Origin of the sequence: Moorena sp. SIO4A1, from assembly GCF_010672065.1 — a bacterium.
In the GTDB taxonomy this organism is placed as follows: Bacteria; Cyanobacteriota; Cyanobacteriia; order Cyanobacteriales; family Coleofasciculaceae; genus Moorena.
In genome coordinates this window covers 220,039-246,759 of sequence record NZ_JAAHHX010000007.1, presented here as the reverse complement: position 1 = coordinate 246,759, position 26,721 = coordinate 220,039, and the positions used below count along the sequence as shown (strand labels likewise).

26 protein-coding genes are annotated in these 26,721 nt (G+C 44.2%); 17 read left to right on the top strand and 9 right to left on the bottom strand.

Going from position 1 to position 26,721, the window contains the following annotated elements; genetic code table 11:
- The first annotated feature begins 39 nt into the window (after positions 1-39).
- Entirely contained in the window at positions 40-627 is a 588-nt protein-coding gene (locus F6K53_RS07675; protein WP_293024203.1) for an IS607 family transposase, read from the top strand.
- 80 nt (positions 628-707) lie between these two features.
- Positions 708-830 (top strand): hypothetical protein, encoded by a 123-nt coding sequence (locus tag F6K53_RS07670; RefSeq protein ID WP_293040908.1) that lies wholly within the window; start codon positions 708-710, stop codon positions 828-830.
- On the opposite strand, the gene F6K53_RS07665 is transcribed toward F6K53_RS07670, so the two are convergent.
- Positions 798-1,424 carry a TIGR04282 family arsenosugar biosynthesis glycosyltransferase gene (locus tag F6K53_RS07665; RefSeq protein WP_364302608.1) on the bottom strand — a complete coding sequence of 209 codons (627 nt, stop codon included), beginning with the start codon at positions 1,422-1,424 and terminating at the stop codon, positions 798-800. The genes F6K53_RS07670 and F6K53_RS07665 overlap by 33 nt on opposite strands.
- On the bottom strand, positions 1,372-1,530 hold the full coding sequence (locus F6K53_RS07660) for a hypothetical protein (RefSeq protein ID WP_293024207.1): 159 nt from the start codon (positions 1,528-1,530) through the stop codon (positions 1,372-1,374). The genes F6K53_RS07665 and F6K53_RS07660 overlap by 53 nt, the downstream gene beginning before the upstream one ends.
- A gap of 43 nt (positions 1,531-1,573) precedes the next feature.
- Here F6K53_RS07660 and F6K53_RS07655 point away from each other — a divergent pair, with 43 nt between their 5' ends.
- Complete coding sequence (locus F6K53_RS07655; RefSeq protein WP_293024209.1) at positions 1,574-1,771, top strand: hypothetical protein; 198 nt, start codon at positions 1,574-1,576, stop codon at positions 1,769-1,771.
- A gap of 1 nt (position 1,772) precedes the next feature.
- Here the strand turns inward: F6K53_RS07655 and F6K53_RS07650 are convergent, their stop codons facing one another.
- Positions 1,773-2,630, bottom strand: coding sequence for an AAA family ATPase (locus tag F6K53_RS07650; protein WP_293040904.1), 858 nt, complete (start codon positions 2,628-2,630; stop codon positions 1,773-1,775).
- 20 nt (positions 2,631-2,650) lie between these two features.
- Between F6K53_RS07650 and F6K53_RS07645 the strand changes: the two genes are divergently transcribed.
- Positions 2,651-3,553: a ParA family protein gene (locus F6K53_RS07645; RefSeq protein WP_364302603.1), complete on the top strand. Its 903-nt coding sequence runs from the start codon at positions 2,651-2,653 to the stop codon at positions 3,551-3,553.
- A gap of 298 nt (positions 3,554-3,851) precedes the next feature.
- Positions 3,852-4,328 (top strand): TspO/MBR family protein, encoded by a 477-nt coding sequence (locus F6K53_RS07640; protein ID WP_293024213.1) that lies wholly within the window; start codon positions 3,852-3,854, stop codon positions 4,326-4,328.
- A 178-nt stretch (positions 4,329-4,506) separates the two neighbouring features.
- On the opposite strand, the gene F6K53_RS07635 is transcribed toward F6K53_RS07640, so the two are convergent.
- The gene (locus tag F6K53_RS07635) at positions 4,507-5,226 is read right to left on the bottom strand and encodes a pentapeptide repeat-containing protein (protein WP_293068043.1); all 720 of its coding nucleotides are present in this window, start codon (positions 5,224-5,226) and stop codon (positions 4,507-4,509) included.
- Between the two features lie 421 nt (positions 5,227-5,647).
- Between F6K53_RS07635 and F6K53_RS07630 the strand changes: the two genes are divergently transcribed.
- Together F6K53_RS07630 and F6K53_RS07625 are read left to right on the top strand one after the other, a co-directional pair.
- On the top strand, positions 5,648-7,969 hold the full coding sequence (locus tag F6K53_RS07630; protein ID WP_293024219.1) for a serine/threonine phosphatase: 2,322 nt from the start codon (positions 5,648-5,650) through the stop codon (positions 7,967-7,969).
- A 200-nt stretch (positions 7,970-8,169) separates the two neighbouring features.
- Positions 8,170-9,393: a protein kinase gene (locus F6K53_RS07625; RefSeq protein ID WP_293024221.1), complete on the top strand. Its 1,224-nt coding sequence runs from the start codon at positions 8,170-8,172 to the stop codon at positions 9,391-9,393.
- Positions 9,394-9,775: 382 nt separating this feature from the next.
- On the opposite strand, the gene F6K53_RS07620 is transcribed toward F6K53_RS07625, so the two are convergent.
- Positions 9,776-9,994, bottom strand: a complete 219-nt coding sequence (locus F6K53_RS07620) for a DUF4327 family protein (RefSeq protein ID WP_071103068.1) — start codon at positions 9,992-9,994, stop codon at positions 9,776-9,778.
- Positions 9,995-10,269: 275 nt separating this feature from the next.
- Here F6K53_RS07620 and F6K53_RS07615 point away from each other — a divergent pair, with 275 nt between their 5' ends.
- The 8 genes from F6K53_RS07615 to F6K53_RS07580 all read left to right on the top strand — a co-directional run bounded on the left by F6K53_RS07615 (position 10,270) and on the right by F6K53_RS07580 (position 21,695).
- Positions 10,270-12,207 (top strand): S9 family peptidase, encoded by a 1,938-nt coding sequence (locus tag F6K53_RS07615; protein WP_293024224.1) that lies wholly within the window; start codon positions 10,270-10,272, stop codon positions 12,205-12,207.
- Positions 12,208-12,358: 151 nt separating this feature from the next.
- On the top strand, positions 12,359-12,946 hold the full coding sequence (locus F6K53_RS07610; protein WP_293024226.1) for a rhomboid family intramembrane serine protease: 588 nt from the start codon (positions 12,359-12,361) through the stop codon (positions 12,944-12,946).
- Positions 12,947-12,996: 50 nt separating this feature from the next.
- Positions 12,997-13,239: a TIGR02450 family Trp-rich protein gene (locus tag F6K53_RS07605; protein ID WP_008181697.1), complete on the top strand. Its 243-nt coding sequence runs from the start codon at positions 12,997-12,999 to the stop codon at positions 13,237-13,239.
- Positions 13,240-13,639: 400 nt separating this feature from the next.
- Complete coding sequence (locus tag F6K53_RS07600) at positions 13,640-14,341, top strand: hypothetical protein (protein WP_293024231.1); 702 nt, start codon at positions 13,640-13,642, stop codon at positions 14,339-14,341.
- A gap of 148 nt (positions 14,342-14,489) precedes the next feature.
- Positions 14,490-16,901, top strand: a complete 2,412-nt coding sequence (locus tag F6K53_RS07595; protein WP_293024234.1) for an OmpA family protein — start codon at positions 14,490-14,492, stop codon at positions 16,899-16,901.
- A gap of 287 nt (positions 16,902-17,188) precedes the next feature.
- On the top strand, positions 17,189-17,743 hold the full coding sequence (locus F6K53_RS07590) for a Rab family GTPase (RefSeq protein WP_293068032.1): 555 nt from the start codon (positions 17,189-17,191) through the stop codon (positions 17,741-17,743).
- Between the two features lie 239 nt (positions 17,744-17,982).
- A complete protein-coding gene (iscB, locus tag F6K53_RS07585; RefSeq protein ID WP_293026621.1) occupies positions 17,983-19,257 on the top strand; it encodes an RNA-guided endonuclease IscB in 1,275 nt (424 codons plus the stop codon).
- Positions 19,258-19,658: 401 nt separating this feature from the next.
- Positions 19,659-21,695, top strand: a complete 2,037-nt coding sequence (locus tag F6K53_RS07580; RefSeq protein ID WP_293026623.1) for a serine/threonine-protein kinase — start codon at positions 19,659-19,661, stop codon at positions 21,693-21,695.
- 82 nt (positions 21,696-21,777) lie between these two features.
- On the opposite strand, the gene F6K53_RS07575 is transcribed toward F6K53_RS07580, so the two are convergent.
- Positions 21,778-21,948 carry a hypothetical protein gene (locus F6K53_RS07575; RefSeq protein ID WP_293026625.1) on the bottom strand — a complete coding sequence of 57 codons (171 nt, stop codon included), beginning with the start codon at positions 21,946-21,948 and terminating at the stop codon, positions 21,778-21,780.
- 105 nt (positions 21,949-22,053) lie between these two features.
- Positions 22,054-23,598, bottom strand: a complete 1,545-nt coding sequence (locus F6K53_RS07570; RefSeq protein WP_293026627.1) for a glycoside hydrolase family 9 protein — start codon at positions 23,596-23,598, stop codon at positions 22,054-22,056.
- A 407-nt stretch (positions 23,599-24,005) separates the two neighbouring features.
- Here F6K53_RS07570 and F6K53_RS07565 point away from each other — a divergent pair, with 407 nt between their 5' ends.
- Complete coding sequence (locus F6K53_RS07565; RefSeq protein ID WP_293068025.1) at positions 24,006-24,209, top strand: hypothetical protein; 204 nt, start codon at positions 24,006-24,008, stop codon at positions 24,207-24,209.
- A gap of 273 nt (positions 24,210-24,482) precedes the next feature.
- A complete protein-coding gene (locus F6K53_RS07560) occupies positions 24,483-24,686 on the top strand; it encodes a hypothetical protein (protein WP_293026631.1) in 204 nt (67 codons plus the stop codon).
- Here F6K53_RS07560 and F6K53_RS07555 read toward each other — a convergent pair.
- Both F6K53_RS07555 and F6K53_RS07550 read right to left on the bottom strand, forming a co-directional pair.
- Positions 24,675-24,938 (bottom strand): hypothetical protein, encoded by a 264-nt coding sequence (locus F6K53_RS07555; RefSeq protein WP_293026633.1) that lies wholly within the window; start codon positions 24,936-24,938, stop codon positions 24,675-24,677. The two genes, F6K53_RS07560 and F6K53_RS07555, sit on opposite strands and share 12 nt — an antisense overlap.
- Positions 24,939-25,256: 318 nt before the next feature.
- On the bottom strand, positions 25,257-25,532 hold the full coding sequence (locus F6K53_RS07550; RefSeq protein ID WP_293026635.1) for a hypothetical protein: 276 nt from the start codon (positions 25,530-25,532) through the stop codon (positions 25,257-25,259).
- Positions 25,533-26,721: the final 1,189 nt, after the last annotated feature.

Here is a 26,721-nt window from a genome sequence, read left to right as displayed (position 1 = left end):
TAAATACAAACTAGATTCAAATAAGGTGAGAAATCCAACATGTCAGGGTTAACCATTAGTATTGGAGAAGCAGCCAGTGAGCTAGGAGTCTCAGTTAAAACCTTAAGGAGGTGGGCAGACGCAGGAAAGATTAGGTCACAACGTTCTCCCAGTGGCCATCGGCGATTTTATGTAGCCGATATCAAACACATTACACCACGGAATGTCGGTCAGATCGATGATCGCATAACCATTAACTATGCCCGTATTTCAGATCAAGACCAAAAAGAAGACTTAGTCAAGCAAATCAAAATTTTAGAGTCTTTTAGTACTGCTAATGGTTGGCAGTATGAAACAATTCAAGATTCAGGTGCCGGAATCAATTCCCAAAATAAAGGCTTACAGAAACTGCTCAAGCGCATCATGCAGGGGAATGTTGGCAGACTTGTCATTACTCACAAAGATAGGCTGCTTAGAGTTAGCGCTGAATTAGTCTTTGCTATGTGTGAAGAATTCAAGACAGAAGTAATAATTATCAACAAGTCATCAGAAGACATCAGCCTTGAACAAGAATTAGTTACAGACATGATGGAGCTGATTACAATATTTTCAGAAAAACTCCATAGTGCTAAAAGTTCCAAAATGTAAGCTATTAGCTATTAGCTATCAGTGATCAGCTATCAGCTATCAGCTATCAGCTTATGGGCTACATCACAGGCTAGAAGCCTGTGCCACGATTCCCGATTCCCGATTCCCGATTCCCGATTCCCGATTCCCTACTCCCTACTCCCTGTTCCCGATTCCCGATTCCCGATTCCCTACTCCCTACTCCCTACTCCCATCAAATTTGATACTACCCATAAATCCTCTGGGCGGTCAACATCAGTAAGCTCGGAAAGCATCGCCATAGTTAGGTTAAGACTGTTAGCAATATCCACCGTTTGCTGCAAAACCTCAGATGTGCCCCAACTCACTCCCACAAACAAATCTGGAATCAATCGACCTAGACCAACCAGATAGTAGCCACCATCCTTGGCTGGTCCAAGTACTAAATCATGATTGTCTAGAGCCTCAAATGCCTGATTCATCACCGAACTATTCAAATCGGGGCAATCAATACCAATTATCACAACTTTGGTCATGCTTTCCGCAAACGATAACTCAAAAGCTGAAGTGATTCGCTTGCCCAAATCCCCATCACTCTGAGGTTTACAGACCAGAGTCGAGCCTAACCAATTCTCCATTAGCTGTTGATTACCACCAGCAAAATCGATTTCTACAGACACAGGGCGACCAGTTGTTAATTCCTTGACCTGGGCAACAGTATGTTCGGTCATCCGACGTTGAAGGTTTGCCGCACCATCCGCTCCTAGAGCTGGTATCATCCGGGTTTTAGTCTTTCCGGGCTCTGGATAGCGGCTGAAAATAATTAGGCGTTCTGTCATTATCATTAATGTAAAGGGAGTAGGGAGTAGGGAGTAGGGAATCGGAACCCACCCCTAACCCCTCCCAGGAGGGGAACGGGAGTCGGGAGTCGGGATTAGGGGACAATAATTATCACAATTACTACACGGATTTTTATATAGCATTTATAATGCTATCACGAAAAATAATCTTAATTTATCATAACAGTAAAAACTCCTTTGATATCTTGACTACTGTTCCCTATTTCCTCTTACCTCTTACCTGCTCCCTACTCCCTACCGATTCGATTGACGATTCCCGATTCCCGATTCCCGATTCCCGATTTACCATCAATCTTATGTTCACCTATCAAATACAAACCCTATAGTTTACATGCCTATTTTTTCCAAAACTTCTTGGGCAAGAGACCTAAATTCTTCTGAAGCCATAGAATAGGGCTTATAATCCAACACAGACACAGGATACGGTATATCCTGATTGTCTACTTTTTCAACTTGTTCAGCACATTTTGCCAAATCATCTCGATCGAAAATAACACTCTTCATCACATCAAACCCATATCGTTCGGAAATTGCTTTTATCCGTTTTGGCAAGGTATGCTGTATAAACATATTATTGGTTGCTATTTTACAAGGCAACACTCCCAAAACCTTAAGGGGCGGCTTAATCTTGACTTGTTTTCTATAGCCATTAATCGCTCTGATGAAATCTTTCACATTCAGTAAGCCTTGATTAGAAAAAGGCTTGAGGTCTGAAGGAATGATTAAAAAGTCAGCAGTGATCAAAGCAATTCTAGCATATAAATTCCAAGAGGGAGGGGTATCAATAATTACCACATCATAGTAAGTTTTAACATCCTCTAGTTTATCCATCAGCATGAGCAGGCTAAAATCAAGCTGATTCATATCAAGTTCATATTTCATCAGATCGATGTGAGCAGGAACCACATCAATTTCTGGATTGCTGAATTCAGATTTTCTAGCTACTTCCGAGATTGAGAAGAATTCCTCAGATTGCAAAACATGGAGAATATTACACTCTTTGATATCATCAAATGCTTCGTCATGAAATTTAACCAGTCCGGTAGCAAAGGTAGCATTAGCTTGGCTATCAAGATCGATGACAAGCACTTTTTTGCGGTTTTTTCGGATAGCTGCCCCTAGGTTAACCACCGTTGTGGTTTTCCCCACGCCGCCTTTGTTATGGTATACTGCAATGACTTTCACGTTATATTACCTCTTTCTTTTTGTCAAAACTGGGATACACCATTTCCATAGTCAATATGAAAGGCGGTGTTGGCAAGACTACCACCACCGTCAACCTTGCTACCTGTCTTGCCAAAGATTATGGCATGCGAGTATTAATCGTAGATCTCGATACCCAGATTAATGCTACCCTAAGCCTGATGCCTCCAGTCCAATTTGCTAAACTCAAGAAGGAAGACCGAACCTTAAAAAAAATAATTAATCAAGTCATTCAGTCACCCACTCAGGCATATATTCCCATTGAACAAGCGATTCAGCGCAATATTTGTCGAGTCGATGGACTAGATTTATTGCCAGGGGATATCGAAACCTACAATGATTTTCTATTGGCTGCATTGCTGTTTTCTCAGTCAAAGGATAATCCCCAAGAGTTTGAAAACAACTGGAATCAGCTAGAGAATTATTTAATTAAGCGTGCCCTTGAGCCAGTTCAACAAACCTACGATTTTATTCTATTGGATTTCCCTCCAAGTGAGAATATTATCACTCGTAGTGGAATTATTGCTAGTGATTTTTATATCATTCCTGCCAAACCTGAACCCTTATCAGTGGTTGGGATTGGCATCCTGGAAGAAGGTCAGATCAAAAAGCTCGTACAAAGCGATCGCTCTGGCATAACCCTGATTGGGATTCTGTTTTTCTCCCTTGGTCACGCCACCAATATGGCTACACAAGTCAAGAACCGATTGACCGATAATTTTGGGAAAGACAAAATTTTTAGTATAGAAATTCCCAGGAATGTTGCGGTTGCCAAAGCCGTGGATGAGTTTCGACCGGTAGTCATCAATGAACCCCAAGCAACTGGAGCCAAAGCCTTTACTGAATTCACGGCAGAATTTATCCAAAAATTATCAAGTATTATAACAAATAAATCTAAGAACTAGTTGAGCAGAAGGGTGGAATCGGGAATCGGGAATCGGGAATCGGGAATCGGGAATCGGGGTAAGAGTGTGGGGAGAGGAGGGAAGACGTATTTTTCGATTATTTTAGTATACAGCGCTTTTCATAACTATAAGCTACATAGGTTTTTTCCCAGATCCGCTGTTCCCAGATCCGCTGTTCCCAGATCCGCTGTTCCCTAAAACCGAGGAATCTGTCCCTCATACCCTTTAAAACCGCTATATTCAAGACATTTTTGCTCATTTTTGAGGAAATTGGGAATTTAGGAGCAAGGCCAAAATCATGATTAAATCTTGGATGGTAATTGGACTGGTAACCCTGCTAGTAGCATTTGCTGGTAACTTAATCACCACACCCGAAGGAGTCAGATGGTTCTATCGCCTACGTCGTCCGCGATGGCTCACCTTCGAGAGAGCAATTCCCCTGATCTGGATAACTATCTTTATTTGCGGTGCTTGGTCAGCGTATATAGTTTGGGAAAATGACCCAGGTAGCCGAAGCACCTGGTTGCTGATGGGTTTATATCTACTACTAGAAATCATCACCATCGCTTATACACCCGTGATGTTCCTATTTCGTAGCCTCACAGTTGGCACCATTATTGGTGGCACAGGTGCCTTATTAAGTCTTATCCTGGCTTTACTGATTTATCCCGTATCTATCGTGGCGTTTTTGTTGCTACTTCCCTACATACTTTGGAGTCCGATTGGGACCTACACTACCTGGCAAATGAGGCGACTTAATCCAGGAGCAGCCTAATTTTTGGCGTTGCTTAATAATGGAATGATTTTAAGCGTTTTTAGGTGCGCTTGACCTAGGCGCATCAGGCGTGGAACTGGCATCTTGCCAGTTTCAATATATTTTCGGGCGGGCAGGATGCCCACTCTACTCCTATTCATCGCTTGATTCACCAACTCCTAATTTTTTTTACCAGAAATTAGTAATCATCTGTGCCATAAACAGTTTTCCCATCAGGCATAACCGCAAATTGTAAATCAGCACCTTTTAGATTAGTACCCTTCAATACCGCATCTTGCAAATTGGCGTAACGCAAATTAGCTTTATAAAGGTTGGCACTAGTTAGATTAGCCTCCCTCAAAATTGCACCATAAATACTAGCATGACTCAAGTCAGCATGCTCCATATTGGCACCAGTCAAGTCAGCTTCTCGAAGCTCAGTACGATTAAGAATAGCAGCACTTAAATCAGCATTAGCCAATCGGATATTGAGCAGATTAGCATCACTGAGATCAGCACCTTTCAAGTTAGTATCTTTAAAATCAGCGCCATCTAAGTCAGCAGAGGTTAACTTCGCATTTTCCAAACGAGCACCAATCACTTTAGCATCTTTGAGTTTAGCCTTCTCTAGGTTACTATCGGATAAGTTAGCTTGGCTAAAGTCAGCTCTGCTAAAGTCAACTCCACTTAAGTCAACTCCACTCAAATCAAAACCCATGAGATCACACTCTACACAGGTCTTAGTTTTTAAGATTAATTCAAGCTTTTTTGTCTTGGCTTGTTGATGTTGAATGGTATTACTGGAGTTATCATTAGTTTTTAGGGATATGCTGACCGGTTGCGCAGATGATAGATGAAGAGCAATTGCTATAGTTACCCCTAAGATAGCAGCAATGATTAAAGATAGCTTAATGTTCATAAACAAAAGCTTGCCCAGATTGACCCGAGAGTAGAAGCTCTACTGAGATAGATATAATATATTATTAGCCATACCGCAAAAAAAGTTTAAAGTTTTGTGTATAACAATAGCAGCTGTTTGCTGTAGTAAGAGGAGAGGCTTTGCCATAAGGGAGCGATAATAGAGCTAGTTTCCCGTTTGGTTGTTATCCCCCCTATGCTCCCTGGGTAGACTATAGGGTGTAGCCTAGAAAAAAAATAGTTACTTAAAAAATTTCTTTAATTATAGCATGACATGGCACGAGAGCGTAAAAATTGTAATCAGGCTATGCTGCTAAAAGCTGCCATTATAGATTACAGCGTGGCCAACTAGATGGCAGTTAGATTAAATCTTAAAAGTTACCCACCAAAGCGCGGAATTTAAGGATTAAGGAAGTTCCATTATGTTAGTTTGTCCCCAGTGTCAGTTCGAGAACCCAAATACCAACAAGTTTTGTCAACGATGTGGAACTTCCCTAACCGATAAAACTTGTCATGAATGCGCTAGCCAAGTGCCCCTAAATGCTGAAACTTGTCACAACTGCGGTGCGTTCACAGGAACGGTTTGGAGGGCAATTATTTCTAAGCAGCAAAATTCGGCAACCTCCCCGCAGTATTCTCCTCAAACCCCAGTTGAGGTGTCAGAGTCCTCAACTGATCAGGCTACGGCAGTAGCGGTGTCGCAACCAGAGTCTGACCAGACCGAGAGGGAACTAACCCAGCCAGCATCATTCCTAGAAACAAGACAAGAGTGGCTAACGGAATCGGATACTATACTAACAGAGCCAGGGGATGATGGCACCTTGTCCCAAGCATCAACAGTCAACGCTGATGAAGCATCGATAAACAACAGAGGTGGCTGTGATCAAGTGGAACTAGAATCTGGAGAGGAGCCATTACTAGAGATTAGCCCAATACAGAAGAAACCTCAATCTACTGAAGCTTCCACCTGGTCAATTCTTAATCTCGAAAACCCAACTTCAGAAACAGCAACAATTGTCTATCTAGACCAAGGTAAGCGTTACAGAGTACTAGAACCTGAGAAACTCTCTCAGATAGGGGAAAGTAAGACAACAGACCATAGTATCTTTGTCACAGTTTTGGACTGCCAACCGTTACAAAAGTCTCCCCTAGAAACCCTGATTAATCAAACAAAATTGTCTCCAGAGAAATTCGATATATCGACAACCCAAGAGCAGCCAAAACCTTCCTCGAAAGAAAACGTAGACGTTTGGAAAGTCCTAGATATCCCACAGAGTGCTAAACCCTATTTGGCTCTCAAGGACTTATGTTATCCTAGTGTGCCAGAAATTCATGATGTTTGGCAGCAAAATGGTAAGGCGATAATCCTGCTAGAAAACCGTTCAGAATGGCAGTTACTGAGTAAGTTGTGGGGGTCAGAAGAGTTTTCTAAACTGCAAATCCTATACTGGCTCGATGAAATGGCAAAGCTTTGGCAAGCTCTAGAGCCTTGGCATTGTCGTCAGAGTCTGTTGGAACTGACGAATCTCCGGGTGGATGAAGACCAAGCACTAGGTTTGGAGCGTCTATATCCGGATATGGAGGAAAATCCGCTAACCTTAGAGGATTTGGGACAACTGTGGCAACGATTATTTAACGAGTCCCAGCGAACCCAATTTACCTCCTTGTCAACGGTTGTCCGGCAGTTGTGTACTAAGGAAATTGAAACCATTGAGGAATTGCGATCGCATCTGCAAGGGATTGCTGACGAACAAGAATCTGACCCATACGAATCCGGTATGGAATTAACTGAGGCTGTACTCTCAGAAATGGCAACGGCAGACACTGAACCTCCTGATAGCCAGGAATTATTGTCTGATCTACCAGGAAAAGAGCAACAAGGGGATGACATGCCAACGGTACTGTTGCCAATGAGCTTGCAGAGTCTCGATGATCTCGGTAGTACAGATATTGGTCATCAAAGAGATCATAATGAGGATTGTTTTGGCATCGAGACCCAACTCAAAAAGCAGGAAAATCCCATTGGTCGAACTATACAAGCTCGTGGTTTATATATTCTCTGCGATGGCATGGGAGGGCATGCGGCTGGGGAAGTAGCCAGTTCTATGGCAGTAGAGGTACTCCAGAATTACTTTAAACAAAATTGGCAAGACGAGTTTCCCACAGAAGATAGTCTCAGGAAATCGGTATATGTAACAAATCAAGCGATTTTCGATATCAACCAACAAAATGCTCGCTCTGGCAGCGGTCGCATGGGTACGACTCTAGTCATGATGTTGATTCAAAATACCAAGGTAGGGATTGTCCATGTCGGAGATAGTCGGGTCTATCGTCTAACTCGCAAACGGGGCTTAGAGCAAATCACTATAGACCACGAGGTGGGTCAACGAGAAATCCAGCACGGAGTAGATCCAGAGCTGGCTTACTCTCGCCCTGATGCCTATCAACTAACTCAAGCCCTTGGACCGCGCAGTGAGCAATTCCTAAATCCGGATGTGCAATTCATAGATATCGCAGAAGATACTATATTCTTACTTTGTTCTGATGGTTTGTCAGATAATGACCTGTTGGAAAATCACTGGCAAACTCACTTAGCGCCTTTACTAAGTTCCCGAGCTAGCCTCGATCAGGGTCTGGCTAACTTGATTGAGCTGGCAAATGAGCATAATGGTCACGACAACATTACACTAATCCTAGTTCGGGTGAAGGTGCGACCAAACTTGGCTCAACCAAAATTACATTAGGTGATTAGTTGTATGTGATTAGTCATTAGTTGTATGTGATTAGTCATTAGGTGATTAGTTGTATGTGATTAGTAGCTGCCAGTAGATTCTGGTTAGTCACTTTGGACAAAGGATAAAACCGACAAAGGATAAAACCGACAAAGGATAAAACCGACAAAGGATAAAACCCACAAAGGACTTTGGACAAAGGACAACTGACTATGGTCACACTGACCCTATTAGATCCGTTAAGCCCCACTCCAGTGCAGCAGTGGAGCTTTCAGAGCAAATCTACGATTCGCATTGGTCGTGCTCCTGATAATGATGTGATTGTCGATGACCCGATCGTGTCACGACATCACCTGGAACTCAGGGCTAGTGCTTCCCCATCGGGTCCGATGTGGCAGTTGGTCAATCAGGGTGCCAATGGCACCTTCCTCAATGGTGTCTTGGTTTCCCAGGGGGTGCTGCCGGAAAAGGCTCTGATTCAGCTAGCCCAGAAAGGTCCGAGGCTGGAATTCCAAGTTCAAACCCAGCAACTACCTTCCCTAGCACCCAAGCCCTTGACTGAGACTACTAAGCCATGCCAACACCAAGGCAATGCACCAGGCAATTTGTTCTGTATTCACTGTGGTCAACCCTTGGTGCCAGTCGAGGGAGTCATTCGCAACTACCATGTTTTGCGGACATTGGGACAGGGGGGAATGGGAACCACTTATCTTGCCTGGGACAAAGTTAACAGCAAGGATGGATACCCACTCCTACTAGTACTGAAGGAAATGAATGCTGACATGGCTCAAATTTCCAAGGCTCAAGAACTGTTTGAACGAGAGGCTCGCACCCTGAAAACCCTGAATCATCCCGGAATTCCGCAGTATTACGACTTTTTTGTGGAAGGGGGGAAAAAATACTTAGCAATGGCTCTGATCCACGGTGAAGATTTAGAAAAACGTGTCTTGAGCACTGGACCAGTCACCTTGCCCCAGGCAGTAGAGTGGATGATTCAGACTTGCGATATCTTAGACTACATCCACGACCGCCAGCCGCCTCTAATCCACCGAGACGTTAAGCCCGCGAATTTGATGGTGCGCCATCGAGATAACCGAATTGTGATGTTGGATTTCGGTGCTGTTAAAGAAATTGGCACAATACCAGGCACACGGATTGGTGCCGAGGGATATAGTGCTCCTGAACAAGACCGAGGTCAGCCTTGCACTCAATCGGATCTTTACGCCATTGGCCCAACTCTAATATTTCTGCTCACCGGGGAAGCTCCTCTAAAGTATTATCAAAGGCGTAGTTCAGGATATCGGTTTGATGTATCAGGCGTTCCCACTGTTACTCCCCAATTAAGGCAAGTAATTGAGCGGGTTTGCCAACCAAGAGCTTGCGATCGCTACCAAACGGCAAAAGAGCTGATCCAGGCTTTGGTTGCTTGTATTTAGGAGTCGGCGTCTTAGAATATGAGCAGAAATTTCACGGCCAGAATTTGGCGATCCCTAGTGATTAGGATAAGGGGGGGCAAGGGAATCAAGAAAGGATATACTAACCCTACCCGCGCTGTATCCTCATCCATAGCCAAGCTCCACCGATTGAAGCGTGGACACCAAACGGGAGCGAAACAAGTCAGATCAAGTCCGGTTAATTACTTCTAAAAATGGTTGATCCCCGTTGATCGCCTTTTGTCAATTGTCAATTTTCTATTGTTAATAGCAAATTGTTAATAGCAAATTGACCACTGACAAGTTTTAATTGTCAATTTTATGTCAATTTTCATTCTTACGAACAACAGAGATCGATAAGTACTTAACCTGACACTGGATCAGATCATTCTTCGTCCCAGGCTTCCACAGCTAGTAAGTCACTGATCGGGTCTTGCATGGTAAACCCGAATTCAGTCAGTTCCTGTTTCCAGTGGGACCATTTGTCCCCATAGAGCAGGGCAATTTTCCAAAGGCTGTCACTGGGTTTAATAATATTGGATTCCGCCAGTGAACGCACATGGCGTTGCAACTTCACCATGGGGTGAGTAACTGTTTGAGTCATACTCTAAAATCTCTAAATCAATTCTGTTGTTGGATTGGCTTTTGCTAATACCTGAACTACAATGCTTCCCCTTTGCGTTAATGCGCCGATCTGTAGAGTTTTGTACGGCAAGGAAGCCCCTCTATACTCTTTTAGCGCAATCGGATGCATTTAAGCAAGCCCGATTTGGGTAAATGTACGGGAATCCCTACTTTAACGCTAACCATGGACACGTAGTCAGGTTATGATAGTAGATAGAGCCCAAGCAAGTTAGAGGCAATTACAGCAGTTTTTCCATGACCCAACCACCACACCTTGTTCCCTATGGTTCCTGGAAATCCCCTATTACCGCTGACATGATTGTTCAAAGCAGCGTTAGGTTGGGCAGCATTGCCCTTGATGAAAAGGATGTTTACTGGATTGAAGGGCGACCTGCGGAAGCTGGACGCAATGTAATCGTGCGACGCACCCCTGATGGCAAAACTGTTGATCTGACTCCCGAGCGCTTCAATGCTCGTACTCGGGTTAACGAGTATGGTGGTGGTGGTTTTGCGGTTAAGGATGGCAAAATTTACTTCTCTAATTTTGCTGACCAACGTCTGTACCAACAAACCCCAAACTCCAAACCCCAACCCCTAACCCCCATAGCTAACTGGCGCTATGGTGATGGGGTAATTGACCAGGAAAGAGGACGTATAATCTGTGTGGGAGAAAACCACACGGTGGATGGGGAACCAGTCAATACCTTGGTTAGCATCAGCCAAGAAAACGGTGAAGATATTCAAGTGCTAGCCTCTGGCTGTGACTTTTACTCCTCGCCGCGCCTAAGTCCGGATTCCTCTAAACTCGCTTGGCTAACCTGGAATCATCCCCATATGCCCTGGGATGGTACTCAACTATGGGTAGCTCCAATCTTAACCGATGGTTCTATAGGTGTTGCAGAGCCTATTGCTGGTGGGGGGGATGAGTCGGTATTTCAGCCAGAGTGGTCACCAGATGGTGTCCTTTACTTTGTTTGCGATCGCACTAATTGGTGGAATCTCTACCGCTGGCAACCAAGCCAAGGGGCAATCGAACCCCTGTGTGAAATGGAAGCCGAGTTTGGACTACCCCAGTGGGTCTTTGGTATGTCTACTTATGGCTTCGATGGTGCCAATCGAATCATATGTACCTATACTCAGGAAGGAAACTGGCATTTAGCTAGTATTGACCTAAAAACGAAGCAGCGGTCGGTGATTGCTACACCATACACCAGTATTTCCGACCTAAAGGTAGCTGATAATCAAGCGGTTTTTATCGCTGGTTCTGTAACAGAAGCAAGCGCTATTGTTCAGTTGGACTTGACAAATGGACAAATAAATGTACTGAGGAGTAAGCGTGAGTTAGCTATCGATACTGGCTATCTATCGCAGCCTGAAGCGATCGCATTTCCCACAACTAATGGACTGACCGCCTATGGTTTCTTCTACCCACCACAAAACAAAGACTACACTGCACCAACCTCCGAAAAACCACCCCTAATTGTCAAAAGCCACGGTGGACCTACGGCAGCGACTTCCAGTACCTTTAACCTAAAAATTCAATACTGGACCTCTCGTGGTTTTGCCATCCTAGATGTCAACTATGGAGGCAGTACTGGCTATGGGCGGGACTATCGTCAACGCCTTAAAAACAACTGGGGAATTGTGGATGTTGATGACTGCACCAATGGAGCAAAGTACCTAGCTGAGCAAGGACTAGTTGATGGTGAGCGACTGGCCATTGCAGGGGGAAGTGCTGGGGGTTATACAACTCTAGCTGCTCTGACATTCCGAGATGTGTTTAAAGCTGGCGCTAGCTACTACGGTGTAAGTGATTTGGAGGTACTAGCCAAGGATACCCACAAATTTGAATCCCGGTATCTAGATGGCTTGATCGGTCCTTATCCAGAACGTAAAGATTTATATCAACAGCGATCGCCTATTCATTTCACAGACCAACTTTCGTGTCCTGTAATTTTCTTCCAGGGGCTAGAAGACAAGGTAGTCCCCCCTAACCAAGCAGAAATGATGGTGGCAGCTTTGAAGGCTAAGGGGTTACCTGTAGCCTATGTTACCTATGAAGGGGAGCAACACGGTTTTCGTAAAGCAGAAACGATTAAACGGACTCTGGAAGGGGAGTTGTATTTTTACTCCCGGGTATTTGGATTTGAGCTAGCAGAGGCGATAGAACCTGTAAATATTTATAATTATTAGTTATTAGTTGAGTTATTAGTCATTAGTCATTGGTTAATTGCCTTGATCAATTAAGTTAGTCTGTAGACATGGAGCAACACCTGCGAAGTAAGCCAATGTCAGTATTTGTCTATTGGTTTCGATATTATTGTTCACCATAAACTCATCAACAATGACTAGGCAGGAAAGACAATCAATAACCAGTGAGTTACAAACTCAGGCAATCATTCTCGGTGGATGGGTCGCTCTGATGTGGATTGTAGAGCTGGTGGATATATTCATTTTTGGAAGGAAACTTGATCTATATGGCATCATTCCCCGCAACCCAATTGGGCTGCGGGGTATTTTATTTGCCCCTTTTCTCCACGGTGGTTTTTCTCATCTGATTTCCAACACTATACCTTTTCTTGTCCTAGGCTGGTTTGTAATGTTGCAAGAAACTAGCGACTTTTTCGTAGTTACCAGCATCACCATGGTGGTTGGTGGTCTTGGGGTTTGGCTGTTGGGCGCTCCCAATTCAGTTCACATTGGGGCAAGTGTGCTGATCTTTGGCTACCTAGGTTTTCTGCTATTTAGAGGCTTCTTTGAACGAAACCTACCCTCAATTTTTCTATCAATTCTAGTCGGCTTCCTCTATGGTGGTTTAGTTTGGGGTGTCTTACCTTCACAGCCCCATGTATCTTGGCAAGGACATTTATTTGGTTTTATCGGCGGTATCCTAGCCGCACGTCTACTGGCAAGGCGTAAACTCTCTTCGTAGTGCTAAGTTGTGAGTGCTCAGTGGGAAAGTGAAACCAGACCATACAGGAAATGGCTCAAAAACAGAAATTCCCTCATCTTGTGGGTTCAAAATGGACAGCTAAACAGAAAACTTGGGGCTGGCGGCATTTCCAAGTGGTCAATCGTAAAAACCAAGGAAAGTGGGTGTTTGCTGAAATGGTGGCTTCTTGTGACCCGAATGTCCGTTTTTGGCTGAATGCTAAACAGCTTAAAGATCCTGGCTTGTGGCAAGCAGGCTGGAAATCTTTAGCCGAAATCGAAAGCGAAGAGTAACCAATCCCCGTTGATATAGTATCAACGGGGATTTTGAATCAAAATCTCCTAAAAATCTGTCCCATCTGGCGATATCCCTATCTCCCCATCAATCTACAAGATTGATGGGTATTCAACCGGACTTGATATAAGACGGAACTTTCATGCCCATGCATAAATCCCACAAGCTTCCAGTTTCCCCTGACCAACCCCCTACTCGGTCAAGCAGAAATCCTTGGTGCAGATGATTAAGGGTATTGGCTTTAAGCTAATAGTAATAGGTTTTAAGTATTTTGTATCGTTAGTGATGGGGGTAAAGATGTTTGTCACACAACGGTTCCGGTTGACAGCAGCATCTGATTGATAACATAAATGGCACGCTCCTTGAATTCAAGGCAAGCTAGTAATTGTTTATGGTTAAGTGTTTATTGTTTATTTGAGTTTTATGGTCATGGATGGAATCAATAAAGCAGAAATGCGGGAAAGACTGGGAAATCTTGAGAAGATACGTGATATAATAGTAGGCTCTAAGCTGCGAGAGTATGATACTCGCTTCACGAAGATAGAGTCTGACTTATCTATGTGGCAGCAGGAAATACGCGATCGCGTTGAGCAGATCAAAACGACTCTCTCAAAAGAAATGGCTGCTGCTGTAGATTCCCTGGAAAAAAAAATAAGTACTCTTAGTTTAACTGCAGCCGAAGAGAGGAATGAGATTCAGGAGCGGGTTGAGCTGCTCAACAAAAAGTTTTCTAAGAGTATTGAGGTGCTCGACGAGACAGTCTACAAGCAGTCAACCTCCCTAAAGAAGGAACTTTCAGAAACTAAAGAACAGCATCAGCAAGATGTGATCAATCTCAGAAAGCAGATCTTGGCCGAGCTGGAAACTAAATTTGCACAGCTCAAAGATGCCAAAGCCTCGAAAGCAGATCTCGGAGACATGTTGTTAGAGTTGGGTTTGAGGCTCAAAGGGACTGAATTGGTTCCAGCACTCAAAGAAGCTAGTGATGGGTGGTCTGGGTTACCACAGACCAAAGGTCATAATGGTACGGTCATGGAGAAAACTGCTACTAATGATGACGAGCATCTCCAGTTAATCAAGCAAACTCAGACTTTGGAATAGACTTGGCACAGTCCGGCAATGTCAGTAACAAAAATTAACTTGATTTTCTCGCTAAGATTAGTTTTAAATCAAGGTGCGTTCGCGTAGCGGCTCTTTGCTGAGCATCGCTGATTTTTCCAAAAGGTTAAATAGTAACGGATAGCCACCAGTGGCATTTTCAAACCAAAATCCGGCTGATGCCTCTCAGCCGGAAAATTCTAGATCAGAGTCAATTGAGGTCAATTCGAGTACAGAAGACGAGTTGAAGGATTTACTTAATTTACTCGTTGACCTCAAGATTATTGATCACAGGGATAAACCTAGCCAACATCCTAACTCTAAGCAGCAAGGGATGACCTCTGATCAGGGAGACACTATTAAACAATCCGATTCATCCGGTGACCTTGAGGTTCCGGCTATTGAACCTCAAACTGACCGTGGGAGTAGCAGCCTCCCGTCTAGGGTTCAGGAGAAAGAACCATTAGCTCAAGAAAGGGATCAACCCCAATCCTTCGGTGTCAAAGTTTTTCCCGATCAGAACCCATCACCACAGCTTCCTACACCAAAGGAGCATCTGCCGCAAATGCCTCAAAATTCCGAAGATCCAGTATTAGCTGAGAAGTTAGTCCAATCCGAAACCACAAAAACCAACCAAGACCTGCAATCAAAGTCTGATCACGACACCTCCCAGGAATTAGACACCTTGGCTGAGATTTTACAAGAACTGGTGATATCTCCAGAAATGGCAGAGTTTCGTGACCAGATAGAAAGGCTAGCCCAGAGACAAGGCAGGCTTGAGCATCGGATTTATCAACCTCAAGAATTGATTAATCTATTGCTACCAGTGATGGCTAAGCTCCTGGATCTCACAGTAGCTCAGTTCAGTACCTCGGTTACCGATTCCCTGACTCCCATCATTGATGAAGTCATTGACCACAGAACTCAACAGGATAAAGTGTGTGTGGGAGAAGCGATCGCTCCGGCAGTTCCAATAGCTATTTCCTCCCGGATCATGGAGTGTCCAGAGGAAGTTGGGTTTGCGATCGCACCAGAAATGGCAGCAGCGATCCGGCAACAGATTATAATTGAGCGAGACGCCATGGTAAATGCTCTGTATCCGGTCATTGGCAGTACCATTTCCACATACTTAGCAGAAGAAATCCGAGCTATCAATGAGAAACTGGAAAATGCCCTCAGCGTTGAAGCAATTAAGCGCAAGATTCGCGCTAAGGTGCAGGGAGTTTCTGAAGCGGAATTGCTGTTTCGGGAGGTGATGCTGTTTCGGGCGCGAGCGATCTTTTTGATTCATAAAGACTCTGGTTTAGTGATTGCTGAGGTACAACCCTCTGACAGCCAGCACCTAGAGTCAGATATGGTAGCAGGGATGCTCACCGCTATCCGTAGCTTTGTCAATGACTGTATCGCTCAGTCTGGGGATGTGGCAGAAATCGATGCTATTGACTATGGTACATCCAAGATCATCCTGGAAGTAGAGGGATACTGCTACCTGGCGGTGTTAGTTCAAGGGGAACCCACCCACCAGTTCATTAATCAGTTGCGGGAAAGCCTAGAAACTATTATTACCCATTATGGTAAACCGATCAAGTCTTTTGATGGATATCATACAACTATCCCGGTGGGAGTCAAGGGAATTTTACAAAATTTATTAGATCAATCCCTTAGTCAAGGGCGTCGTGATACTCAGGAAAATCGGAAAAAAGGCAAGAAACCGCCAGCCTTATTGGTGGTTGGCTTGGGGCTTCTGGGTTTAATCGCTGTATTTGGGGGAATTTATCAGCATAGGGCTAAAATAAACCGTCGCATTGAGCAAAAAACTCAACTTGCCCTCGCCTATTATGCCCCAGAAGTGTCTGATTATGGTTTAACAGTTAAAGCCAATCGCCAGAGACTAAAGCTAGCTGGACAGCTACCGAATCAGGCTCTGCGCTCAAACGTCGAGCAAATTGCCAAAGCTGCGGCCCCTAACTTAGCGTTGGATAATCGAATTGAGGTGATCGAACTCCCTTATACTGATGAGTTAACCAAAGCTCAAGTCCAACGGGTGAGAAACACCTTGAATCAAATGGATGGAGTGGTAATTGTAGCATCTTATACAGAAGGCAGGGTGACCGTAAAAGGAGCGATACTCTATGCTAAAGATTTCCCTAAGATTACCGAAGCCTTTGAGAACATTCCTGGTGTCAAGTCGGTCGAGAACAATTTACAACTCCACGGATCAGACCTTACCAGCCGGATCTACTTTGATCTTGGTTCAGCCCAGTTGAAACCAGAGGATATAGGCACTAAAATCCGATCAATTAAGGAATTTCTGGAGCGGTATCCTCAAAAGCACCTGAGGATAATCGGCTACGCCGATCCTAGGGGTCAACTTACCGAAAATCAGGGATTGGCACAACAACGAGCCCAAATGGTAAAAGATGTGCTTGTTCAGCAAGGCATTGATCCCAAGCGGCTGCAAGTGCGTGGGGTTGGCAAACGCCCCCCAGATGTTGATGCTAGTCAACCGCTGTGGTTAAATCGATGTGTCGTATTTGATCCGTTTACCAAGAAATCCAGTTGAAAGCCCCTTTGGTTTAGCTAGGAGATCACAACAAGTTATGGACTTTAGTCCCTTGTATATTAAATGTGTATTAAATCTCAAATCAGGAGGTGATCCAACTACTGCAATAGATCACTAACACTAAAACCATAGTGCTGTCTGGGAACATACGGTCGGTGAGCAATTAGGTGTTCAAGTCCGCTGAAGAAATCATATCGTAAACTTGTTCAGATGTGGAGCCACGCCCATCTCTTAACAACTGTTTACAATCCCCGAGAGTTCAAACCAGTTGTCAGCAACCAGTAACAATGTCCACTATTGATCGAAAAATTTGCCTAGTTGGAGACTTTGGTGTAGGCAAAACTAGCCTAATCCGCCGATTTGTGGAGGGTGTGTTTAGTGACCAATATCTTTCAACAGTCGGAGTGAAAATTTCCCGCAAAATCATAAAATTTAAGGATGAAACCCGATCAGAACTGCTGGATATAAAATTGATGATTTGGGATTTAGAAGGTCATACTAAATTTAAGGGAATTTCACCAACTTATTTAAAAGGAGCTCAGGGTGCAATTATTGTTGCTGATGTAACTCGCATGGAAACCATTGAGCACATTGTTCATCATATCGATCTGTTTTTATCCATCAATCCCAAAGGGTTGATTATTACTGCCTTAAATAAATCCGACTTAGTTTATCAAGCAAAACTGGAGGAATTGACACAGATGTTACAGAAAAAAACTGCCCAGCAAGACCAAGTCATAGCAAGTTATTATACCTCAGCGAAAACCGGGTTATACGTCGATGATATATTTTACCAATTAGGTGGCGGAACGCTTCAACAGGATTCAGGAGCCTGGGAGTAGCAAACCCCACGGATAAATCCGGGGGCTTGTGAATCATTACCTGACCAGCCTAAGTCCCGTCAGGGACTACGTTATCAGCAAGAGTTAAAGTTCCTACCTTGAAATGCGACGCTAGTTTCAAGCTCTAGAACCGGATTGTTAAACATCTTTATCAGGTTAAGGAAGTGCAATCTGGGAAGTACCGACTGATAACATTGGCGCAGCGAACTTTACCCTAGCAATAGGAGAATACTCACATTATGCGAGTTTTTGTACTTGATAAAAACAAAAAACCTTTAGATCCATGCAAGCCTGCTAGAGCTAGAATCTTGCTCAAACAAGGAAGGGCTAAGGTCTTTAGGAGATACCCGTTCACAATCATCATGCGCGATTTGGAGGAATTGGAATGTGTGACACATAATCATCAGATCAAACTTGACCCTGGTTCTCAAACGACAGGTTTAGCAATTGTTCAAGAAAAGGTAGTTGTTTGGGGTGCCGAACTAACCCACAGAGGTCTTCAAATTCGAGATGGTTTAACCTCACGTAGACAGTTGAGACGTTCTCGTAGAAACCGCAAAACTCGTTATCGACAGCCACGGTTTCTTAACCGTAAACGTCCTGATGGCTGGTTAGCTCCCAGTCTAATGTCGAGAGTCTATAATATTATCACATGGGTAAAAAAACTTACTCGATTTTGTCCGATAACTGGCATTTCTCAGGAATTAGTTAGGTTCGATACTCAGAAGATGGAAAACCCTGAGATTTCTGGCACAGAGTATCAGCAGGGCACACTCTACGGATATGAAGTTAGAGAATATCTACTTTCCAAATGGAATCGTAAATGTGCTTACTGTGGTGTGACTGATACTCCACTAGAGGTCGAACACATCAAACCTAAATCAAAGGGCGGTTCTGACCGAGTAAGTAACCTAGCAATTGCTTGTAGGAAGTGCAATCAAACCAAAGGTAATCAGGAAATCGAACAGTTTTTATCTGGTAAACCTGATGTTATAAAGCGTATTCTTTCTCAAGCCAAACGACCTTTAGTCGATGGGGCAGCCGTCAACTCAACTAGATGGAAGTTGTATAACGAATTAAAAGCCTTGGGTTTGCCGATTGAAACAGGGTCAGGTGGATTAACTAAGTACAATCGATGTCGGCAGAACCTTCCAAAAACACACTGGTTAGATGCCGCCAATGTTGGAAAAGTCGATACTTTGTACATCGAAGTTTATCAGCCATTGTTGATTTCAGCTAAAGGACATGGTACTCGTCAGATGTGCAGAACGAACAAGTTTGGCTTTCCCACTCGTTATGTACCAAGGTTGAAGTTTGTCAAAGGGTTTCAGACTGGAGATATTGCCAAAGCCGTTGTAACCAAAGGTAAGAAAGTGGGAACATACACAGGTAGAATAGCTACTCGAAAAACCGGTTCATTCAATATCTCCACTAAACACGGACTGGTACAAGGAATCAGTCACCAATATTGCAGCATTGTACATAGGAAAGACGGATATGCTTATAGCTTCTAGTTCAAAAGAAGTACTGTCTAGCTGCTGTTTGTGTAAGGGGAGAAACTCCTCCCCACGCATAAATGACAGGGGTATCCGTTTCTCCCCTTACCAACCCCCATTTTTGATGATTAGTTATATATATAGTGATATATAGCGTTTATCATAGTAATGAGGTACACAAGATTTTTTCCCTGTTGCCTGTTGCCTGTTGCCTATTCCCTAAAATCCAAAATCTACCTCACCTATTTTAGAAATGCTATATATCTTTAATATATATAGCACAGTAGCTGGTCTACCTATGCTTAGTCAACTACTGAGTCAACAGGTCACAGAATCCCACGCACTGTGTCAAGTCTCCGGGAGCAAGCCCTGGGAAAAAATCTAACATCCAAAATCCAACATCCAACATTCAAAATCGAATGACGCCCCTCTATTGTAGTAAAGGACATGAGAATCCCAATGGCAATAAGTTTTGCCGGGTTTGTGGCGAGATGCTGCCGTCCCTAGCCAAAACCTTTGACACTGGGAAGATTCTGGGTGGTCGCTACCGCATCCTCCGGGAGTTGGGACACGGAGGCTTTGGACGCACCTATTTAGCTCAAGACCTTAACCGCTTTAATGAACTGTGTGTGCTAAAAGAATTTGCCCCCCAAGTTCAAGGTAACCACGCCTTACAAAAAGCAGAAGAATTATTTGAGCGGGAAGCGGGAGTTCTTTATCGATTGCAACACCCTCAAATCCCTCAATTTCGTGAGTTGTTTCAGGTACAACAACAGGACAAAGGCACCCTATTGTTGGTTCAGGACTATGTGGAGGGGCAAACCTACCGCGCTCTACTGGAGGCTCGCCGACCTCAGGGACTCCGGTTTAGTGAAGCAGAAGTGACTCAACTGCTGATCCAAATCCTGCCAGTGTTGGAATATATCCATTTTATGAGGGTGATTCATCGGGATATCTCTCCCGATAATCTGATTTTGCGCAGTACCGATGGTTTACCAGTGCTGATTGACTTTGGCGGTGTCAAGGAGGTAGCAGCGAATGTGGCATCGAAGTTCCTAGGGTCAAAGGTGGCTGGTCAAAATAAGCCGATCATAACTCGGTTGGGTAAAGTTGGCTATGCTCCCCCAGAGCAGATGCAAGGAGGAAGTGTTTTTCCCCACAGTGACCTCTATGCTCTAGGGGCAACTATATTAGTATTAGTGACTGGTCAGGAACCCCAGCAGATAATTGACCCCAATACCCTGACCTGGAACTGGCGGCGAGAGATCAGCCTTAGCTCAACCCTAGGTCGTATCCTCGATAAAATGCTTCAACCTAGACCAGGGGAACGGTACCAAAATGCCAAAGAAGTGCTGCGAGACCTCACCACTCACCTTCAATTTGCCAGTGACCCGCAATCAGCTCCATCACCCCCTCAGACTAAACCGACCTTAGCAGTTGCCCCTGGTTCCAAGCCAGTAGCGGTTAACCAGCCAGCAACCCCAGCTACCAGAACACCATTAAGCACTTTTACAAACAATACCGTTTTAGACTGGCTGGGCAAGGTGGTTTTGGTATCTGTTTTAGCTGCTGCTGTATTTGGTTTTACCTTCTGGGCAACCAATTGGTGGTTCAAATTCAGAGGATCTCAGCCGGAACCCTCTCCAAAGGAATCACCCATCGATCAACCGGACATAAAGCCACCCTCGTGGTTTCCCAGCAACGAGGCAAAGCGCAAGGAATTGCTAGATCAGCGTCGTGCCAATTTGGAGATTGACGAGAAGTTCTACGTTCAGTTAGTCAATGAGGCCTTTTGGAACAAGTACCCCAATCAAGAAAAACGACAGCTAGGCACTGGATCAAAGGATGCTCCGTTAAGAGAAGAGTGGGATAAGCTGGCATTTGAGCTATTGACCCGGATTGAGTTGCTCAATTTGAGTCGGACGGCACGGGGAAGGTTGGGAAGCTATGGGACAGCAGATCTGACTAGCTGGAAGCAGCAAGTGAATCAGTTGCGTCTTTCTAGCCGTGCAGCTTATGATATTGCAGATTCTAAATTCTTTCATAAGTTTCCCGATCAGCGCGGTGAGAAGTTTATCGATAAGTCTATTGGTCAGGTGTGGCAAGGGATTGTTGGGGATACCATCGAAGCGTTGAAATCGGGCAAAGCCCTACAGCGCATCGAGTTTGCCCCTGGCGCAGTGATTCAGCAAGTCAGTGGTACCCTTGAGCCAGGAGACGGGAAAGCGTTTACGGCTAAACTTTCTGGTGGTCAAGTCATGGAAGTGAGACTGGCTACCGATGTGAATGCCTTGTTTTCAGTTTATGGTCCGAGCCGTAAGACCACCCTATTAGAAGACTCAAACGAACGCTACTGGATCGGGGATCTGCCAGCATCTGGTTTCTATGAGTTTGTGGTAGTTTCTCAAGCCTCTGAACCGATTAATTATCGACTTAACTTGAGGGTTGAAGATTAGTGATTGGTAATTTATAGCAGTTCTCAATTGGGTGAGCTATAGCGGTTTTTAGTCTAATGAGGTACACAGGATTTTTACCATCTTAGCTCTTAGCTCTTACCTCTTCTGACTTCGGAGCAGGGAGTAGCGATAAATCCGTAGTGTCAAACTTGAAGGTGCGGAATGTGGGTTCTATAGCGCTACGCACAAGGCAAGAGGCAAGAGGCATGCATGCAAAGGTGCGCTTTCCGCATCTAATTATTAAATTCGCCACGGGTCGCACCTAAAAGTTCACTAAAACAGCTTTTGCTGCTTGTATCAATGTCAAACACCTTAATGCGTAGTGCTATACCGTTTAGAATTCCCCGGCGGGGGAGAGTTAAATTATTGAGTTAGTGATCGGATCTACTGTAGACAGTAATGGTTCAACTTGGATCGGATCTACTGTAGACAGTAATGGTTCAACTTGGATCGGATCTACTGTAGACAGTAATGGTTCAACGTTAGAACCCAGACTTAGTTCCATCTGTTCACGGTACATACGGGCAAGAGCACCAGTGAAGCCAGCGTTGTAGTCAAGAGCGACTTCATTAATGGCATAGTTAGTTCGAACATCGACATAGGCATTATCGTCTGGTTCAGAGGGACCACCCACCAGTGCACCATAGAGAATGTTGAGGTTGTCCGTCGGTGATTCGATGTCATTGGTGGTGGAACCATGGGCTCCACGATGGTGGGGATTCTTGGGAGAATTGTGGCCAAAACCGACGACATAACTGCGATTGTTGGGATTATCCCCAAGAATGTAGTCAATTTGATCAGCGGCGAAATCGGAGTAACGACCATTACCATCATTAACGGTATCGCTATAAATACCAGCAAGGAAAGCTGTATTGGCAGCATATCGTAGGGAACCCCAGTCATCTAACCAAGCTAGTCCGCCCTCAGTATATTCGATACCTTCACCACTATCGTCACTCCAGTAGTCTAGCCAGCGTTCTACTTCAATACGGTACTTATCCTGGTCAGTTTCTTGAGCAAGGAGGATGCCAGTACCATGGACTTTTTGATCCCAGGATTGAGTCTGAGTCGGATCAATACCTAGATAGTAACTTTCGGCTTTATCCAAGTAGGTCTGGTCACCGGTTGCTTTGTACAGCCAAGTTGCAGACCAGGCTAGTTCGTCTTCGTAGCCACTCCAAGAATTGTAGAAAATAGCAGCATCGGGGATAGAGTCAGAGTAGTTACCCTGATAGGTCTCGGCAAAGTCAAATAGGGCTTTGGCGTTCGTCAGTAGTTGATTAGCGTAGCTGCTGTTTGTGGATTGGAAGGCAATTGAGGCAGCAGCTAAGGCAGCAGCGGATTCACCAGCTAGGTCAGAACCGGGATTTAAAGGATCAATTTTGAACGCTGGTCGCACCATGGTCATGGTTTCCGGCGGTGCCCAGACGCTGTGGTCGATTTCACCGGATCCAACCTGTCCCCAAAACTCTTCGGTTTGACCGTTACTGTCTGTGATGTGGGATTTGAGTATGTAATCTGTACCCCACTTAATGGCATCCAACGCCTCATCCCATTGACCCATTTGCTGGTAGGAATCTTGATATTCGATTGCCCCCCAAGCAAGCATAGTCATGGCAGCAGCCATGGGGAAGCCGAACTTGACGTGGTCCCCAGCATCGTAATAACCGCCAGTGAGGTCAACTCCTACATCAGCACCATCGTTGAGGGCAGAATCCCCGCGCCATGGGATGCGATTGTCCTCAGGAAGTTTACCGGAGCGCTGAGCTTCATAAAATAAGAAGGACTTTTCGACAGCGTCAGCATAGTTGAACTGTGGTGAAACATTGGTGTTGATGATACTGGGTACAGTCTCACCATTTCCATTGGATGAGTCGAGTTGAACAGGAGTAGATTCATTCATTAGTCATTAAAAATTAGTAATATTTGATAACAAAGCTAGTCAAATTACCCCTGTTTAATACTGGGAAAACGAAACCGTTCAAATTACAATTTTTTGTTGTTTATGAAGATAAAAAAAACCAAACAAGTTAAATTACCCCTGTTTAATACAGGGACAATGAACTAGCCTCTAAGTACCCGTCAATAAAGGAGATAATAGGGCATCATCTTTGATTTACAAAAGCACTTTAAGTTTTAGTAATACTACTCTCAATGGTTACACCGAAATAGTTTTGTTTTGTAACGATAGCTAATATTAGTTTACAACTGTCAGGATATTTCTTTTAAAGAAAGCTATAAGTTATTGTTAATTTTGGGTAAAGAATTAAAATCCCTAACACACTGTATCTTGAACTAATCAGTTTTAAATTGGGTGAGGTACAAAATTTTGGGATTTTAGGGAACAGGGAACAGCGGATCACCGGAACAGGGAGTAGTGATGCAGCGCTATACTTTATTAACTCTTGCCTCTTGCCTCTTGCCCTACTCTTAAAGAACAGCGGATCACCGGAACAGCGGATCACCGGAACAGCGGATCTGGGACTTCGGGGCTGGAAGGTAGCGCCGTCTTGAGGAGCCAGTTGCTCATCTAACTTCCCGCGCCCCCCACACTCCCCCTTTTAGGTGTATGATTTTAAGATTTATGCAGAAGATAGAGAAAATGAGGGAGAATTTCAACCCATAGGTAAAGGCATTTGTTGAATGACAGATGCCAGAATACGTAAAAAACCTCGCCCTTTACAACTTAAAGAATATGGTTGTTGAGAGTGGGTCGAAAATTGCAACGGATCGGCGTCGAGGCCATCGTCGTCAGTTTTAACCGATAAACTACTAGCAGATAAACTAGTGTCAGTTAATCCTCCGACGCCAACCAACCAAATAGTCGCCACAGCAATAGCGTTACCATTGTATGCAGGCACGTTTGGGGTCAGTCATTTTGGTGTGATGCAAACCCTATCCACCACGCTTAATGTCGTAGAACTTGCATTCAATCCAGCTACGCATACTATACCAGTAGATTTGAGCCTGTTGTGGACGTCATACCGTTAACAAAAACCCATGGGTCAGCATAACCGTGATCCGGTGCGAGCATTGAGAGTGCCATCGACACAGTTGCTTCTCAAACATCTGACTCGACCACTCCAATGCTGACCAACCGAGCGTGATTAGCCCAGACAGAGGTAATTTCGATGGGGGTTGGTCACCCAAAACCTGGGATGGTTGGTAATATCGAAGAGCATTAATCCGCATGGCTAGGATGCCAGCCATTAGCCACAATCCCTTGATAAAACCATTTAGCATACAACCGATTGTCTGTGGTGACTATCACAAACCAATCATCCGGGATCCCCTGTTTGACCTGATTTAACAGCTGATGCCAGTAAGGTTGCCAACTCCCTGTCTTGATGCAATAGCGAGTGGTTTGAATTTACCGTAAGACAGTTGAGCCTTAATCAATAAGTTTTACCCCTTTTCTGCATAGCCGACCAACCATAAAGGCTCAACTGTCTTACGGTTTGGTCTCCGGGGGAAACCCCCTGTTCCCTTGCTGCATCGCTTTTTCGGTTGCACCCACAATTTTCGCTCGCTACAGGTATTCCACAGCCACGGTAGACCACACTAATTACCAAGACGCTCAATACGCTTACCCAATGTGGATGCATCTGCAGCCAGCACCAGGCTTTTTTGATCGGATGACCACCAACTTAATATCCACAACAATAAGAAGGCTTTGCTTTCACTGACTTCTATTTCCTGTCGCTTTCTGCCATATTTGTGACTTTTTTCCTTGTACCATTGCCTTAACTGCTCTCTGACATTGTTTTGAGATCGATGTTGGATTTCTGCTAAAAACACTGCTACTGTTGATAATCCACAACGAAAGAGTGATGGCAATACCAAAACGACCCATTGCTAATCCCACTGCCTGAGATTTGCTCAGATGAGGCATCTTCCTCATCACAACTGAGAACCATTCTTGATACCCTTTCGGAATCTGTGTGATCATCGATGACAGTCCAATGGTGTACTAAGGTTTTTAGTTCTTTTTTCCTCTTTTGTTAAAATCATACACCTGAAAGGCGCCCCCGCCCCGCGCCCCCGCCCCACACTTCCCACACTTCCCATCTTTTTTACAAATATGAGATGCACCCCCTTAATTGGCGTAATCATCAACAGCATTAAGAGCTGATTCGTAAACTCGCTGTAATCCTTGTAAGATAAGGCTTGCGCTAAAATAGAACATTTGAACTATTTAATAACCAAAAGACAATCATAGCAAGGCTTTCAGACTTCTTAAGATTTACTTTACGAATCAGCTCTCAGCTAGCCGCTGGGGATTTTTTTTGTTTAATTTTGTCTCAACTAATCTATCACTCGTTATCAATGGGTAAGCGTTTCTAATTTCTTCCGGATCGAGACAGAGCAATGAAGGATTAAGAAATAGTAGATGCACCCTGACTCATCCCTCAGCTAGCCGCTGGGGATTTTTTTTTGTTCAATTTTGTCTCAACTAATCTATCAGTTCTAATTTCTTCCGGATCGAGAGAGAGCAATGAAGGAATAAGAAATAGTAGATGCACCCTGACTGATCCCTCAGCTAGCCGCTGGGGATTTTTTTTTGTTCAATTTTGTCTCAACTAATCTATCAGTTCTAATTTATTCCGGATCGAGAGAGAGCAATCAAGGAATAAGAAATAGTAGATGCACCCTGACTGATCCCTCAGCTAGCCGCTGGGGATTTTTTTTGTTTAATTTTGTCTCAACTAATCTATCAGTTCTAATTTCTTCCGGATCGAGACAGAGCCATGAAGGATTAAGAAATAGTAGATGCACCCTGACTGATCCCTCAGCTAGCCGCTGGGGATTTTTTTTGTTTAATTTTGTCTCAACTAATCTATCAGTTCTAATTTCTTCCGGATCGAGAGAGAGCCATGAAGGATTAAGAAATAGTAGATGCACCCTGACTCATCCCTCAGCTAGCCGCTGGGGATTTTTTTTGTTTAATTTTGTCTCAACTAATCTATCAGTTCTATTTAGCTAGTGTGTTTCTAATTTCTTCCGGATCGAGAGAGAGCAATCAAGG